The 14,346-nt window shown below is 36.7% G+C and carries 16 protein-coding genes and 2 tRNA genes; 12 read left to right on the top strand and 6 right to left on the bottom strand.

What is annotated here, in order from left to right; genetic code table 11:
* Positions 1–103 precede the first annotated feature (103 nt).
* The 5 genes from msrA (at position 104) to H6791_01345 (ending at position 1,848) form a co-directional block, all read left to right on the top strand.
* Positions 104–643, top strand: a complete 540-nt coding sequence (gene msrA, locus H6791_01365) for a peptide-methionine (S)-S-oxide reductase MsrA (protein ID USN95060.1) — start codon at positions 104–106, stop codon at positions 641–643.
* 40 nt (positions 644–683) lie between these two features.
* Entirely contained in the window at positions 684–842 is a 159-nt protein-coding gene (rpmG, locus tag H6791_01360) for a 50S ribosomal protein L33 (GenBank protein ID USN95059.1), read from the top strand.
* A gap of 108 nt (positions 843–950) precedes the next feature.
* A tRNA-Trp gene (locus tag H6791_01355) sits at positions 951–1,021 on the top strand.
* A gap of 46 nt (positions 1,022–1,067) precedes the next feature.
* Positions 1,068–1,448 carry a hypothetical protein gene (locus tag H6791_01350; protein USN95058.1) on the top strand — a complete coding sequence of 127 codons (381 nt, stop codon included), beginning with the start codon at positions 1,068–1,070 and terminating at the stop codon, positions 1,446–1,448.
* A 1-nt stretch (position 1,449) separates the two neighbouring features.
* A complete protein-coding gene (locus H6791_01345; GenBank protein USN95057.1) occupies positions 1,450–1,848 on the top strand; it encodes a hypothetical protein in 399 nt (132 codons plus the stop codon).
* 2 nt (positions 1,849–1,850) lie between these two features.
* Here H6791_01345 and miaA read toward each other — a convergent pair whose 3' ends face one another.
* Positions 1,851–2,684: a tRNA (adenosine(37)-N6)-dimethylallyltransferase MiaA gene (gene miaA, locus H6791_01340; GenBank protein ID USN95056.1), complete on the bottom strand. Its 834-nt coding sequence runs from the start codon at positions 2,682–2,684 to the stop codon at positions 1,851–1,853.
* Between the two features lie 85 nt (positions 2,685–2,769).
* Here miaA and H6791_01335 point away from each other — a divergent pair, with 85 nt between their 5' ends.
* The gene (locus H6791_01335; GenBank protein USN95055.1) at positions 2,770–3,009 is read left to right on the top strand and encodes a hypothetical protein; all 240 of its coding nucleotides are present in this window, start codon (positions 2,770–2,772) and stop codon (positions 3,007–3,009) included.
* A 99-nt stretch (positions 3,010–3,108) separates the two neighbouring features.
* Here H6791_01335 and H6791_01330 read toward each other — a convergent pair.
* A tRNA-Leu gene (locus H6791_01330) sits at positions 3,109–3,190 on the bottom strand.
* Between the two features lie 224 nt (positions 3,191–3,414).
* Here H6791_01330 and H6791_01325 point away from each other — a divergent pair.
* Positions 3,415–4,425, top strand: coding sequence for a ParB/RepB/Spo0J family partition protein (locus H6791_01325; GenBank protein USN95054.1), 1,011 nt, complete (start codon positions 3,415–3,417; stop codon positions 4,423–4,425).
* Between the two features lies 1 nt (position 4,426).
* Here H6791_01325 and H6791_01320 read toward each other — a convergent pair whose 3' ends face one another.
* Complete coding sequence (locus H6791_01320) at positions 4,427–5,911, bottom strand: bifunctional (p)ppGpp synthetase/guanosine-3',5'-bis(diphosphate) 3'-pyrophosphohydrolase (GenBank protein USN95053.1); 1,485 nt, start codon at positions 5,909–5,911, stop codon at positions 4,427–4,429.
* Positions 5,912–6,008: 97 nt separating this feature from the next.
* On the opposite strand from H6791_01320, the gene H6791_01315 reads away from it, so the two are divergent.
* Positions 6,009–6,746: a hypothetical protein gene (locus H6791_01315; protein USN95052.1), complete on the top strand. Its 738-nt coding sequence runs from the start codon at positions 6,009–6,011 to the stop codon at positions 6,744–6,746.
* 154 nt (positions 6,747–6,900) lie between these two features.
* Here H6791_01315 and topA read toward each other — a convergent pair whose 3' ends face one another.
* The 3 genes from topA to dprA form a co-directional block, all read right to left on the bottom strand.
* A complete protein-coding gene (gene topA, locus H6791_01310; protein ID USN95051.1) occupies positions 6,901–9,114 on the bottom strand; it encodes a type I DNA topoisomerase in 2,214 nt (737 codons plus the stop codon).
* A gap of 71 nt (positions 9,115–9,185) precedes the next feature.
* Positions 9,186–9,608, bottom strand: coding sequence for a hypothetical protein (locus tag H6791_01305; protein USN95050.1), 423 nt, complete (start codon positions 9,606–9,608; stop codon positions 9,186–9,188).
* A 55-nt stretch (positions 9,609–9,663) separates the two neighbouring features.
* Positions 9,664–10,530, bottom strand: coding sequence for a DNA-protecting protein DprA (dprA, locus tag H6791_01300; protein ID USN95049.1), 867 nt, complete (start codon positions 10,528–10,530; stop codon positions 9,664–9,666).
* A 40-nt stretch (positions 10,531–10,570) separates the two neighbouring features.
* On the opposite strand from dprA, the gene serS reads away from it, so the two are divergent.
* The 4 genes from serS to H6791_01280 are packed head-to-tail and all read left to right on the top strand — an operon-like array spanning position 10,571 to position 14,328.
* On the top strand, positions 10,571–11,836 hold the full coding sequence (gene serS / locus H6791_01295) for a serine--tRNA ligase (protein ID USN95048.1): 1,266 nt from the start codon (positions 10,571–10,573) through the stop codon (positions 11,834–11,836).
* Positions 11,837–11,850: 14 nt separating this feature from the next.
* A complete protein-coding gene (locus tag H6791_01290; GenBank protein ID USN95047.1) occupies positions 11,851–12,705 on the top strand; it encodes a hypothetical protein in 855 nt (284 codons plus the stop codon).
* A gap of 57 nt (positions 12,706–12,762) precedes the next feature.
* Entirely contained in the window at positions 12,763–13,809 is a 1,047-nt protein-coding gene (locus H6791_01285) for a tRNA-dihydrouridine synthase (protein USN95046.1), read from the top strand.
* Positions 13,810–13,833: 24 nt separating this feature from the next.
* The gene (locus H6791_01280) at positions 13,834–14,328 is read left to right on the top strand and encodes a hypothetical protein (GenBank protein USN95045.1); all 495 of its coding nucleotides are present in this window, start codon (positions 13,834–13,836) and stop codon (positions 14,326–14,328) included.
* Positions 14,329–14,346 lie beyond the last annotated feature (18 nt).

Genomic DNA, 14,346 nt, shown 5'->3' with positions numbered 1-14,346 from the left:
ACAGACTGCCACCTTTACCCGCCTATGGTGCGGGACGCATATTTTGTAGGGACAGTATAACAACTTTACACCAAAAATCAAATACTTGATATAATCTCTTTATATGAAGAAAGAAGTAATTTTGGGAGGAGGATGTTTTTGGTGTACAGAGGCAGATCTCAGGAAAATAGAAGGTGTTATAGATGTGATGCCTGGTTATGCGGGAGAAAAAGAAGGTTCACCTACTTATGAAAATCACAACGGGTATAGAGAAGCTGTAAGAGTAGAATATGATGAAGAAAAAGTGACCTACAAGAAAATATGTCAGTTTTTTCTAGACCATATAGACCCAACAGATGCTGGTGGACAGTTTTTTGATAGAGGTGACTCATACAAAACAGCTATATACTATGATGGAGACGAAGAAAAGTTTATAGCAGAATCTCTTATAAAAGAGTTAGAAGAAAGCAGACTTTTCGACAAGCCTATAGCAACAGAGGTACTAAAAAAAGCATATTTTTATGTAGCAGAAGACTATCACCAGAACTATGCTGATAAAAATCCAGTAAGATATGGCTTATACAAAGAGGGTTCCGGAAGGGTTTTGTTTGTGAACAATGTTTGCCAGGCTAGGGAAGAGAAGAATATAAAGTGGAAGGATTAGCCCTTGCAATCGGTCGAGATTCTGGTATTATAGCCCCTATATGTCACAAGATAGATTATTTAAGCTTGCTTGCGGAGATTGCAAAAGAATAAACTACTGGTCAAGCAAAAACAAGAAAATACTTCAAAATAAGCTTGAACTGAAAAAGTACTGTAAATGGTGTAATAAGAACACTCTTCACAAAGAGCAAAAGAAATAAAAGTAAAAGTAGCCCAATCGGGGCTATTTTGCTATAGTATCTTTATTGTTCGGGCTAAACCTTTATAAATAAAGGTCGCCCGAACATTTTGTAAGACAAAATGTTTTAGGGCGATTAGTTTAGTGGCAGAACAGCGGTCTCCAAAACCGCTGGCGAGGGTTCGATTCCTTCATCGCCCGCCGAAATATAAATTATTTCTTTATTAAAATTTATAATATTACTTTTATGTTTAAATTAAAATCTTTACAAGTATGTGAAAACTTTATACATGACAATTCTGGAAAATATAGTCTTATAAATATTTTTACTACAATAACAAGTAGTGAAGTTCCTATCAACTACAAACCATTTTTTGTTGTAACGCATATTACCTCAAGTAAAGAAGGAAAGTTTATAGAAGAAATAGAGATACAAAACACAAAAAACAATAGAGTTATTGGAACAGCAAAATCTGAAATTTCTATTGAAAATGATGACGGAAATATTCTAATAACTTATTTTGATAATATTAAGTTTGAAGATTTTACAAAATATAAAATTAATATAAAAGTTGGAGGTTATCAAATGGAAGAAGAAAACTACCTTACTTTAGTTGAAAAATCATAAAATGACAATAGAAATAAAAAATGATTTAAGTAATCAATCGTCTAATAAAGTAGTTATAAAGAAAGCTAATTATACAAACAAAGAACTAAATGAAAAATTTAGTAACTTAGAATATGAATATAATAACCTTGAAAGGCGATACAATAATTTTGAAAATAGAATGGACGGCTATAGTAATAAGATGCTTAATTTAACGACCGGTATTGCTATAGCACTTACTGCGATTGCAGTTTTTATAGTCGTTGATTATGCTTATAATAGAGGTGATGGTTATAAAAGATATATTGATAAAGTTAATGAAGTTTCAAATACATATTATTCTAAGGAGGAAATAGACTCCACTTTGAAAAAATTTAAAGAGTGTATACATGAATATGGATCTTATTTTTGCACAAAATAATTTTATCTCTTAAACCAAGTTCTTTGACGTTTGACGTATTGCCAAGTAGCTTTTTCTAGGGACTCTATCATTTCTTGTTTTGATATTTTTCCTTGTAGATATTGAGAAACAAACCTACACTCAAGACCAAGCCCTTCCATCCTTTTCCAAGAAAGGCCTTTTTTGTGTAAGTTTTCTGCTTCTTTTATCATTCCTGATTTTATTCTAGAAATAATCCTTTGTTTTATTTTTTCTTTCAAAACACCATCTTCTAAATCTAAATATATAGTTTCTACTTCGTATCTCGGATTAGATTTTGTCTTGGGAACTTTGCCTATAGAGTTTGCTATTTCTATGGCTCTTATTAGTCTAACTTTGTTTTTGAAATCGATTGTCTCTGCCCTGTTTTTGTCCAATTTTTTGAGCATAGAGAATAGCTCTTTTTCAGTTTTATTAGAAAGCTTATCTCGCAAGTTTTTGTCTGGCGCTACTTGAGGTAGCACCACGCCTTTTGTTATTGCGTCTATATAAAATCCTGTTCCTCCTACTATTATAGGTAAGTTTCCTCTTGAAAGAATTTCGTTTATTTTTCTTTCAGCATCTTTTTTGTAAAGCGAAACAGAATAAGTTTTTTTTGGATTTGCTACATCTAGCATGTGATGAGGGACCCCAGACATTTCTTTCTTTGTGACTTTACCAGAAAGTAAATCAAGACCCTTGTATACTTGTCTTGAGTCAGCAGAAACTATCTCGGAGTTTATGCCTATCTTTTTTAGTTTTTTTGCTAGTTCTATAGAAAAACCAGTCTTTCCAGAAGAAGTTGGTCCAACTATTGATATAACAAATGGTTTTTTCATATGGGTAGTAAAGCATATCTAGAAATCTTTTTCTATGTTTTGCTAAAATTCTATTTTTGAGGTAGTATCGTAAAAAACGAAAAACATGGTTGATCAGGGCAATAAGTTCCGAGTTGATACGTTTCTTGATCCCATAAAAGAGCACAGAGTCGCCAGTGTTCCGCAGATACCCGGCAGAGAAAAAGAAATTGAAGCAATAGAACTTGCTTTTCGTTTAGCGAAAAGACTCGCGACAAATGTTTCTGGTATGGCCGATATAGATCTCATCTTTGAACAAGAGATGAATGGTTATCGTGAAAAACAAGGAAATGACAGCAGCGCTTAAAAAGCGCTGTTTTTTTGTGCCCGGGGAGGGAATCGAACCCTCATGAGTTGCCTCACACGATTTTGCCTGCCCGACTTTGTCTTGACTGTTTTATATTTGTGCCGCGGGAGGGAATCGAACCCTCATGAGTTGCCTCACACGATTTTGAGTCGTGCGCGTCTACCAATTCCGCCACCGCGGCAAACACAAATTAATTTTAATACTTCTTGTATGTATTTGATATTTATAACCAACAAAGTCAAGGTGGGCGGGAGTCTCTTCGGTCTACTTAACCCCGCCTATTTCAGGCGGGGCAAGTTCCGCCACCCGGGCGTTTGGTATGACTTTTATATCACAATTTAGTTAATAATTAAAGTTTTTTTGAGAGCCATTTTCTGCTACAATCAGTATTATCAAGAAAAAATTATGCAAGGAAAATACGAGAACTCAATATTTTTTATAGATGTAAACAAAATCTATCCTAACCCTTATCAGCCAAGAAGAGAATTTGATGAAAAAGCTCTGGAAGATTTGGCAGACTCTATAAGACAATACGGTGTGCTTCAGCCACTTGTTGTTTCTAGAATAGAAAAGGAAACGATAGAAGGTGGACTAGTTACAGAGTATGAACTAATTGCTGGTGAAAGAAGACTGAGAGCTTCTAAAAAAGCAGGACTACAAGAAGTTCCAGTAATCATAAGAGTTGGAGACGACAGTATGATGAAGCTCGAACTGGCTATAATCGAGAACTTACAAAGAGAAGATCTAAATCCAGTAGATAGAGCGAGAGCGTTTTTGCGACTACAAGACGAGTTCAAGTTTACTCACGCAGAGATAGGGAAGAAGGTTGGAAAAAGTAGAGTTTATGTTTCCAATACACTCAGACTTCTATCTATGCCACAAGAAATCTTGGATGCGCTTTCTGAGGGTAAGATCTCCGAAGGTCACACAAGACCCCTTCTTATGCTTTCTGATAGACCAGAGGAGCAAACTGTTTTGTTCAAAGAAATAATTTACAAAAAGATAACTGTTAGAGAAGCTGAAAAAATTGCCAGAAGCGTTGCCAACGACAAGGTTAGAAAGAAAGAATACATAATCGATCCGGAGATAGGTGAAATGGAACAAAAGTTCCAAGACGCTCTAGGCACAAGAGTTCATATAGAAAAAAGAGCCAATGGTGGCAAGATAGAAATAGATTTCTTCACCAACGAAGACTTGTCTATGATTCTAGAAATGCTTTCGACCAAAGACAAAAAAGATCCTTATGAAATGCTCAAAAAGTTTGAAGAAAAGATGGAAGTTACAGATGAGCCAAAAGAAGAAGTTTCCGAAAATACACAAGATGAAACTATAGAGCAAATGGATGATCGATCCGAAGAAGAAAAGAAAAAAGAAGACGATCAAGATCTTTATGATCTTTCTAATTTTTCACTTTAGTTTATTTTCTCCCAAAACTTAGGAATTTTTGTAGCAAAGAGTTGTCTTTGAGGTAGGCGTTTATGTGCTTTTTTGCCATTGTTGTTTTTGCATGATCTAGCCACTTACTTGTAGGGTGAGATTTTTTGTTTGTGATTATTTCTACTATGTCTCCAGATTTTAGAGGTTCGTATATAGAAATCATTTTTCCGTTTACTTTTGCGCTAGAAGTTTTGTCTCCTATGTCTGAGTGCACAGCGTACGCAAAGTCTATAGAACAAGATCCTTCTGGCAGATCTATGACAGAGCCTTTTGGAGTAAAGACGAATATTCTATCATTGAAAGCATCCATCTTGATTGTAGAAAGGAAGTCTTTGTGACTTTTTGTTTCTTCGTCTTTTTCTGCAACTTCTTTGACCCAATTGAATTTGTTTTCCCGACTCTTCTTTTTTAGATTTTGTCTTTCTTTGTATGCGAAGTGTGATGCGATACCGTATTCTGCTCTACCGTGCATTTCTAGAGTTCGTATTTGTATTTCGGCTATTTCTCCATCTCCTGTAAAAATAGTTGTGTGTAGCGACTGGTAACCGTTTGGTTTAGGGAGAGCAATATAATCCTTGATTCTTCCAGGTAGTGGTGTCCACTTGCTATGAACTAGGCCCAAGACTCTATAACAGTCTTCTATGCTGTCTACAATGACTCTGAGCGCCATGATGTCGTAAATTCTTTCTACATCACCCTTGTATCTTTTTATTTTCTTCCAAAGAGAATATTTGTGTTTTACTCTGTAATCTATTTTGAGGTACTTGATATCGTTTTCGGAAAGAAGCTTTTTGATATCACGGTCTATTTTTTTGAGTCTCTTTTCGCTTGTTGCAGATTTTTCTTCAAATATTTTTACTGTTTTTTTGTATTCTTCTGGATATGCAAAAGGAAATGCTGCGTCCTCTATCTCTCCTTTTAGTTTTCCGATACCAAAGCGGTTGGCAAGCGGGGCATAGACTTCCAGTGACTCTAGGGCTATGCGTTGTTGTTTTTCTGGTTTTACATATTCTAGTGTTTTTAGATTGTGTAGTCTGTCTGCAAGTTTTATAACCAGAACTCGGAAGTCCTTGGCGACAGCTACGAAAAACTTTCTTAAACTCTCTACGTGTCTTTCTTCTCCGCGGTATTTTATTTTTCCAAGTTTTGTTACGCCTTCTAGTAGTCCTAGAATTTCTTTTCCAAACTCTTTTTCTATTTCTTTTGCCGATATTTCTGTATCTTCCATGACGTCGTGGAGTAGTCCTGCTGCTATTGTTGTAGCGTCCATTTCATATCGTGCGAGGTTTTTTGCAGTTTCAAAAACGTGTACAAAATAAGGATCACCAGAAGACCTGAACTGTCCCTCGTGAGCACTTTCGGCGAAATCAAAAGCCTTTTTGATCAAGGTTTTTTCTTCTCCTTTTGGTTTTTCTTTCATCAGGTTGTATATATCACCAACCTGCGGATTGAAATTTTCTTTCACAACTAAAGTATGCACTAAAAGAGTTTTTTAGTAAACAAACGATTTTTGTTGATTTTTGTTACGTCTGGTGGTAATTTTAAGAAAAATAAATTGCACCATGGAAATAAGAAATGGCTTGGCCTCGATTCTTGTAAGACAAGTTGGGGGGTGTATAGAGCACTGGAGTACTGCTCCTAATTTTGATATTTTTTTCCCCTATTTTGAATTTGGGAATGGTATAGAAAGAGGGGGAAGTTTTGTTTGCTTTCCGTGTTATGGCAAGAATCCAGACGGATTTCCAAGAAACGGCTTCGTCAAAGAATCAGATTTTTTGGTGTACGAACCCTTTGTAGATGGAGATGGTATAGAAATGAATCTTTTGTCAAAAGAAATCAGGCCGCCATACAATCTCGATATTCATAGACACATTGTTGTCTATGAAAGATCTTTGAAAGAGATAATTAAGATTTACGGAAATGATCAATCAAAAGATCTATTGTATCGACCAGGATTTCGATCGTTTCTAAAAATTTTACATCCTGAGGAAGATATACACGTAGAAGTCTTGGATTCATCTGGAAGGATTGTTAGGCAAGCTATCAATGTGTTTAAGATAAAAGAAAGACCAATGGAGAAAAAGATTGCTGATCTTTCTGATATAGACAAAATATCACTTTCTATCCGCGGGATTGGGGAAGTCGTTATAATAACCATCATTGGAGATTTGCCATGCACCAACCTTTACGTATCGACCGATAATATACAGTATCTATGCGTAAATATTGTTTTTGGTAGATATTCAAGAAAAATCAATCGCGAAAGTTTTACTTTCGGTGTTGAGTACGAAATTGATTGACCAAAAGCCCGCCGCATTGCGGGCTTTTTCATTTTGTGAGGATTGTGCATCGGGCATGCTTTGTTGCTACATCTTTCTGGAATAGTCTTTGTGCCTTCTCCCGGTACCAAAATTGAATATTAAATATAATTCAATTTGATACGGGACTTCGGCACTAATTAACTTTGTTTAATTTATCAGGACGATGATTTGGACACTTGTTATTACTACAACGTTCTGGAATCGTTTTCGTGCCTTGCATCATTAGCGAGTTGCATATTGGACATATGTTTCCAGTTGGCTTTGCCTTGATAGCGTTTTTACAATCTGGATAATTGCTACAAGAATAAAATACTCCAAATCTTCCGCGTCGTTCCATCATTTCACCCTTTTTACAAACCGGACACTCTACACCTGTCATTTTCTTTTTCTTTTCTTCCTCGTCTTCTTTTATGAATTTACATTTTGGATATCTTGAACAAGAAATAAACATTCCGAATCTACCTTCTCTTATTACAAGTTTTCCTCCATGTTTTTCTCCACATTCCGGACAAGGTTCTCCTATCTCTTTTGGTCCTTCCATTATTTTTCCTTCTATTGTTCTGGCCCCGGCACAGTCAGGGAATCTGGAACATGACATGAATCTTCCATTTTTTCCGAGTTTTATGATCATCGGAGCGTTACATTCTGGACAAGGAAACTCTTTTGGAGCGTCACCAAGGTTTGTGATTTTTTCTAGTTTGTCTTTTTCTTTTATTTCTTTTGTAAATGGACCATAGAAGTCTGCTAGGGTTTTTTCGTACTCTCTTTTTCCGTCTGCGATTTCGTCTAATTCGTCTTCCATTTCTGCTGTAAATGTGTCAGATATGTATTCTGTAAAGTTGTTTTCTAGAAATGTAGAAACGACATCTCCAGTATCTGTAGGGAATAGCGTTCTACCTTCTTTTGTTACATAACCTCTATCTTCTAGAGTTTTCATAATAGATGCGTATGTAGACGGTCTACCTATACCTCGTGCTTCTAGTTCTTTGACTAGCCCGGCTTCACTGTAGCGGTTTGGTGGGAGGGTTTCTTTTTCTATTTTTCTTATTTCAGATAGTTTCAATTCTTCTCCGACAGAAACTTTTGGTAGTTCTACGTCTTCGCCTCTTGCGCCAGTGTCTACACTCAGCCAACCAAGAGAAATTATTCTAGATCCATTGATAGAGAATCCTTTGAATTTTTCTCCATCTATTTCTGCTGTTATTTTTGTTCGCAAAACTTTTGCGTCCACCATCTGAGAAGAAACAGCTCTTTCCCATATAAGTTTGTAGAGTTTCTTTTGTTCTTCTGTAGTTCCTGCAGATATTTTGTCGGCATGAGTTGGTCTTATTGCTTCGTGTGCTTCTTGGGCGTTTTTTGATTTTGTTTTGAAGGCCCTGACTTCTACAAATTCTTTTCCAAATCTTTTTGTTATCTCTCCAACTATTTGTCCGATAGCTTGCTTGGATAGGGTTGTTGAGTCAGTTCTCATATATGTTATATGTCCTGCTTCGTACAACTTTTGTGCAACTCCCATAGTTCTAGAAGGAGAGAATCCGAGTCTTGTAGATGCTGTTTGTTGAAGAGTCGATGTTGTAAATGGTGCACGAGGAGATCTTTTTTGCTCTGTTTCTTTGAGATCAGTTACTAACCATTTGCCACTATTACCTTTTTCTAGTATTTCATCTACCAGTTTTTCATCTCTAGGTTCTTCGTCATATGTAAGTGGCAAAGCTTCACCCTTTTTTGTTTTTGTATCTGCTTCTATCACGAAATACTTTTCTGGTATAAATGCACGTATTTCTCTCTCTCGTTCCATTATGATTCTGAGAGCGGGTGACTGTACACGACCAGCCGAAAGTCCGTATCGAACCTTTTTCCATATAAGACCAGACAGGTCATATCCTACAAGACGGTCTAGTACGCGTCGCGCTTCTTGTGCTTTTACTAGTTTCTCATCTATATCACGAGGTTTTTTGAGAGCTTCTTTTATAGCGTCTTCTGTTATTTCGTTGAAAGCCACTCTTTTTATAGGAGCCTTGATTTTCTTGTCTTCGCCGAGTATTTGCTGTAAGTGCCAAGAAATAGCTTCACCTTCTCGGTCGGGGTCGGTTGCTAGTATTATAGAGTCTGATTTTTCAGCCAAGCTTTGGAGTTCGTTTATGACTTTTATCTTTCCAGGAGACTTCTCATAATGGGGAATAAAACCAGCTTCTATGTCGATAGCTTTTTTGTTGTTTTTCGGCAAGTCTCGGATGTGACCGACAGAAGCTCTGACAACATAATCTCCTCCAAGATATTTTTCTATTGTCTTTGCTTTTGACGGCGACTCTACTATAAGTAATGTTTTTGCTGTTTTTGTTTTCATATCCAAATGAATACACTAATACTACGGATTCAAATATTTTGCAAATTTGTGGAAAGAAAAAAGCCGTTATTTCACAAACGGCTTAGAAGGATTTTGCCTTCGACTTGTCTTAGTAATTTTTCACCTTTTGACGTGTCTCCTATAACAAATATTTCTAGATTATCTATTCTTTTATTCAACACTTCTCCAACGTGCTTTAGAAAAAAATCTTCTTCTTTGCTTGTGAGATTTAGTCTTGAGTAATAGTTAAGCCTAGAAATAAGTTGTTCAAAATATGGTGTTTTTACTTTTGTTATAAAGTTACCATCTTCTAAGGGAGAAAGTACGCATTCATATCTTTTAACATTTTCTCTCAAAATTAATATCTTTTTTCTCAAACTCTTCTTTTTAAGAATAAGCCGCCTTCTTTTTACAAAGAAATGAAAAGTTATAAAGATGATAAAAACCGATCCAAGTAAGCATGCTAAAGTAAGAAGCCTAAGCATTGTTTCCATACAAAATGTAATTTATTTTATATATTTTTACAGTACAAACCTTTAATTGTCAATTTCAAAAGTTTCTTCTTATTTCGCCCAACTCTTCTTTTATTAGACCTTTTAGTTCCATACTTGTTATAACTATCTGTGCTTTTGATGCTGGCATACCAGAGAGTCTTATGAGTTCATCTTTATCTCTCGGTTCTTTTAGATTTTCGAGCAATGTTCTTTCCTCGTCCGTTAGATCTTCTAGATCTATTTCTTCTTCTGTATCTTTTTCTTCTGCAAGACCCAGAGCTTCTAGTAGATCCTTGGCATTTGTTATCGGTGTTGCACCTTGTTTCAATAGATTGTTTGTTCCAATCGAAGTTTCAGAAAATATAGGCCCTGGAACTGTAAGGATGTTTTTGTTGTAGTCTAGTCCTAGAGTTGTTGTTATGAGTGAGCCCGACTTTGCTTCTGCTTCTATTATAAGAATCGCGTCAGATATTCCTGCCATGAGTCTGTTTCTTTGTGGAAATGTCCAACGGGTCGCTCTCTGATCTAGTGCAAACTCCGAAACGAGTGCGCCTCCAGAAGAAACTATTTTTTCTGCAAGAGAAAAGTTTGTTCTTGGATATATGACTTTCGGGTCGAGTCCAGATCCCGGAAAGGCGATTGTTTTGAGTCCATTCTTTATAGCTTCTTCGTGTGCAAGAGAATCTATACCGAGAGCAAGTCCAGAGACTATAACTACATTTCTTCCTCGGAGACTAGAGATTAGTTTTTCTATAACTTCCTTTCCGTACCGAGTGTATTTTCTAGAACCTATAACTGTGAGATAAATCATACTTTCTTCTGGGAGGGCACCTCTTATACTTATGGCTTTTGGAGGTTTGGGAATCTCCAGAAGTCGTTTTGGGATGTCCTCGCCCCTTAGTATTTTTATCTTTTGATCCATTTTGTGATTTTATCATTTACTGCTAAAATGAGCAGTACTTATGCTAGATATAAAGTTTATAAGAGAGAACAAGGATGTAGTAAAAGAAGCCATTTCTAAAAAGAAGTTCAAGGTTGATTTGGACGAGCTTTTGGCGCTTGATGACAAAAGACTAGATCTTCTAAGCCAGGTAGAACCTCTCAGGGCTGAACAAAACAAAGCGTCTGAATCCATATCTTCAGAATCTGATCCAGAAAAAAGAAATAAACTTATAGAAGAAATGAAAGAAGTCAAAACCAGACTTTCTTCACTCGAAGAAGAACTCAAAGACGTTATGGTGTCTTGGCAGAAGCTTATGCTCGAGGTTCCAAACGTTCCAGATGTTTCTGTTCCAGATGGAAATACAGACGAAGACAATCAAGAAGTAAAACAAGTAGGAGAGAAGCCAACATTTTCATTTACTCCAAAAGACCACATAGAACTTATGGAGTCTCTTGATCTTGCAGACTTCGAAAGAGGAACAAAAGTTTCTGGCTTCAGAGGATATTTCTTGAAGAACGAGGGTGCAACACTTTCTTTTGCAATTTGGCAGTACATGATGGAAAAGATGGTAAGCAAAGGATTCATTCCTATGATAGTTCCGTCTCTTGTAAACAAAGAAACTCTTTATGGAACAGGTTATCTTCCTAATGGTGAAGAAGACTTGTACAAAACTCAAGACGAAGAATACCTGGCCGGAACAGGAGAAGTTGCAACTATGGCGTATTATAGAAACGAGATCTTGGACAAAGCAGAACTTCCAAAAAAAATGATAGCCTTCTCACCATGTTTCAGAAGAGAAGCAGGAAGTCATGGAAAAGATGTGAAGGGTCTTATAAGAGTTCACGAGTTTTTTAAACTAGAGCAGGTTGTGCTCTGTGAAGCATCACATGAAGAAAGTGTAAAGTTCCACGAAGAACTTACAAAAAACGCAGAAGAGATGCTCCAAGATTTCGGACTTCATTATAGAGTGGTTATAAACTGTGGTGGAGACTTGGGTCTAGGACAAGTAAAGAAATACGATATAGAAGTATGGGTTCCTTCTCAAAATAAATACAGAGAAACTCACTCTTCTTCTTACTTCCACGATTTCCAATCTAGAAGACTAAACATACGATACAAAGACGACGAAGGAAAAAATAGATACGTTCACTCTCTCAACAATACAGCAGTTGCAACGCCTAGAATACTCACAGCAATCATAGAAAACTATCAAACAGAAGACGGAAAAATCCGCGTGCCAGAAGTTCTCAAGAAATACATAGGAAAAGATTTTATTGAAAGATAATAAATCCTTTTGTTATGTCAAAAAGGAAATCAATAGAAACTCCGCACATCCAAAAGATAAGGAGAAAAAAGAAACTTCAAAAAAGAAACAAGAATATTTTGTTTTCTTTTTTGTTTCTTGTGCTTTTTGTTGGTCTTCTAGTGCTACTCAACCAAGATTTCGCTAGAATCAAATCCGTCGAGATCAAAGACTCCGGTTCTATAGATGCGAATCTCTTGAAACAAGAAACAGAAAAAATTCTAGAAGAAAGAATGCTTCTAGGTATCTTGCCGGGAGATTCCAAGTTTCTTCTACCCAAAAACAAGATAGAAGACAGGCTGTCTGTAGAGTTTACAAAAATACAAGAAATAGAATTCAAAAAAAGAGGAGGAAAGTTAGTCATATCTGTTTTGGAATACGATCCACTTTTTGTTTGGTGTAACTCTCTAGAAGAAGATATGGAAGAGTGTTTCTATACTTCCGAAGAAGGTTATATATATGAAGAAGCTCCGACTATAATAGGTTCTGTTTTTATTATCCTTGATTCAAGTAAAACTACAGAAAAAATAGAGAAAGGAATAGGGGACTTTGTTCTAGGAGAAGAAGATTTTGAAATAATCAAAAAACATATAATAGTTTTCGATACACTTGGGCTCAAGTCTAGAAGAATAAGTTTTGGGGATGAGAAACAAGCAGAGCTAGTGTTCTCGTATTATGATAATTTTTCAAATATGTATTTTGCATACGACGGTGGTTGGGAAGATAGACTAGAAGCGCTATCTTCTGCACTTGGCACAGAACCACTTTCTTCTTCGAAAAAAGAATACTTTGCAAATCTTGAATATCTTGATATAAGGTTTGATGACAAAGTTTACTATAAGTTTAGATAATCACTTGTGAATAATTTTTGGAAAAAACTAAATAAGCCTTTTTTTTGCTTGGCACCTATGGCAAACGTTACTGACCCAGCGTTTCGAGAAATAATCGCCAAGTATTCTAGAAAGGGTGAGTCTGGCGGTGGTCCAGATGTTTTTTGGACAGAGTTTACTTCTGCTGACGGACTAGTTTCAGAAGGTAGAGAGAATCTACTTATCGACCTTTCTTTTGGGGAAGTCGAGAGGCCAATCGTGGCGCAGCTTTTCTCGTCTAGACCAGAATTTATGCGAAAAGCTGCGAAGATATGCCAAGACTTGGGATTCGATGGGATCGATATAAACATGGGTTGTCCAGATAAGGCGATTGAGAAAAGTGGTAGTGGCGCAGCGATGATCAAGGATTTTGAAATTGCCAAGTCGGTAGTCATGGCAGCAAGAGAGGGCGCTCCAAATATCCCTATCTCTGTAAAGACTCGTGTTGGTTATAACAAAGTAGAGATAGATACATGGATCAAGAATCTTCTGGAGTTAGATTTGCCCGCTCTTACTGTTCATGCAAGAACTAGAAAAGAAATGTCCAAAGTTCCTGCTGATTGGTCTCGCATAAAACAAATCGTAAAACTTCGCGACAAAATGGGAAAAGATACACTCATCATAGGTAACGGTGACGCCATATCACTCTCTGATGCTGAAGAAAAAATAAAACTTTCTGGTTGTGACGGGGTGATGATAGGTAGAGCCATGTTTGGAAACCCTTGGATATTTGATTCCAATAGAAATATAAAAAAGAAAGGTAGATATACAACAATACCGTTTCAAAGTTTGTTACCAAGATCTTGGGTTAGAAAAATCCAAGGTGAAGACAAATACACGATATCGTCTGTTTCTGACGAAGAAAGACTAACTGTTCTTGTAGAGCACTCAAAACTATTTGAACAAAAACTTACAAAGGTAAAAAGCTTTGATCATATGAAGAAACACTTCAAAGCATATACGTCTGGTATGAACGGAGCAAAAGAACTCCGCATCAAACTTATGGAATGCCAAAATTCGCAAGATGTAGAGAGTGTTGTCAAGGACTATATCGAAACTTTGCATTTAGGTACTACTGTGTTATAAATAGGGCAAATAAAGCTCCATCACATGAAAAAGCTCCGCGTAGTCGCACTCATTTCCGGCTACCCTCAAGAGGAGCTGGAAAAAATTTTTAAGGAGAAAGGTTTACCTGTAGGCACTGTCACTCTTATCCCGTCAGTTACATTGACTGATGTGGAGGAGAAAGAGTTGGTGCACAAGGTAAAAAGTGTTGCCCAAAATACCAAAGCTTTTGGGATCAGGGTTCACAGCGTGTTTCTCGAAACCAAAAACATTGTTCGAGTAAGTCTCGCACAAGAAAGATGGTTTCCACTCAGACGTGAACTCTCTACCAGAGTCATCAATACTTCACTTTCTTTGCGCAAATCTGATTTTGTTATCAATCTTCCTGTTCCAGACAAATTGGAAGATGTGGTGACGATCAGAAACCTCATGACTCTCCAAAGACTTATGTCTTGCGAGTTTATGAGGGTGCAAGAGTTTGATGAAGAGAAAAAAGTTTGGGTGAACAACATACCACCAATACCTCTCCTCAAGTCCTAAATCCGGCCGTCATGGTCG

The organism is Candidatus Nomurabacteria bacterium (genome assembly GCA_023898605.1).
GTDB lineage: Bacteria > Patescibacteriota > Minisyncoccia > Phycocordibacterales > UBA9973 > HK-STAS-PATE-34.
This window is presented reverse-complemented; position numbering and strand designations above follow the sequence as displayed.

Bases quoted from the DNA above. Each gene is read 5' to 3' on its own strand.
- msrA (USN95060.1), top strand. From the start codon at position 104: ATGAAGAAAGAAGTAATTTTGGGAGGAGGATGTTTTTGGTGTACAGAG.
- rpmG (USN95059.1), top strand. From the start codon at position 684: ATGTCACAAGATAGATTATTTAAGCTTGCTTGCGGAGATTGCAAAAGA.
- H6791_01350 (USN95058.1), top strand. From the start codon at position 1,068: ATGTTTAAATTAAAATCTTTACAAGTATGTGAAAACTTTATACATGAC.
- H6791_01345 (USN95057.1), top strand. From the start codon at position 1,450: ATGACAATAGAAATAAAAAATGATTTAAGTAATCAATCGTCTAATAAA.
- miaA (USN95056.1), bottom strand. From the start codon at position 2,684: ATGAAAAAACCATTTGTTATATCAATAGTTGGACCAACTTCTTCTGGA.
- H6791_01335 (USN95055.1), top strand. From the start codon at position 2,770: ATGGTTGATCAGGGCAATAAGTTCCGAGTTGATACGTTTCTTGATCCC.
- H6791_01325 (USN95054.1), top strand. From the start codon at position 3,415: ATGCAAGGAAAATACGAGAACTCAATATTTTTTATAGATGTAAACAAA.
- H6791_01315 (USN95052.1), top strand. From the start codon at position 6,009: ATGGAAATAAGAAATGGCTTGGCCTCGATTCTTGTAAGACAAGTTGGG.
- topA (USN95051.1), bottom strand. From the start codon at position 9,114: ATGAAAACAAAAACAGCAAAAACATTACTTATAGTAGAGTCGCCGTCA.
- H6791_01305 (USN95050.1), bottom strand. From the start codon at position 9,608: ATGGAAACAATGCTTAGGCTTCTTACTTTAGCATGCTTACTTGGATCG.
- dprA (USN95049.1), bottom strand. From the start codon at position 10,530: ATGGATCAAAAGATAAAAATACTAAGGGGCGAGGACATCCCAAAACGA.
- serS (USN95048.1), top strand. From the start codon at position 10,571: ATGCTAGATATAAAGTTTATAAGAGAGAACAAGGATGTAGTAAAAGAA.
- H6791_01290 (USN95047.1), top strand. From the start codon at position 11,851: ATGTCAAAAAGGAAATCAATAGAAACTCCGCACATCCAAAAGATAAGG.
- H6791_01285 (USN95046.1), top strand. From the start codon at position 12,763: ATGGCAAACGTTACTGACCCAGCGTTTCGAGAAATAATCGCCAAGTAT.
- H6791_01280 (USN95045.1), top strand. From the start codon at position 13,834: ATGAAAAAGCTCCGCGTAGTCGCACTCATTTCCGGCTACCCTCAAGAG.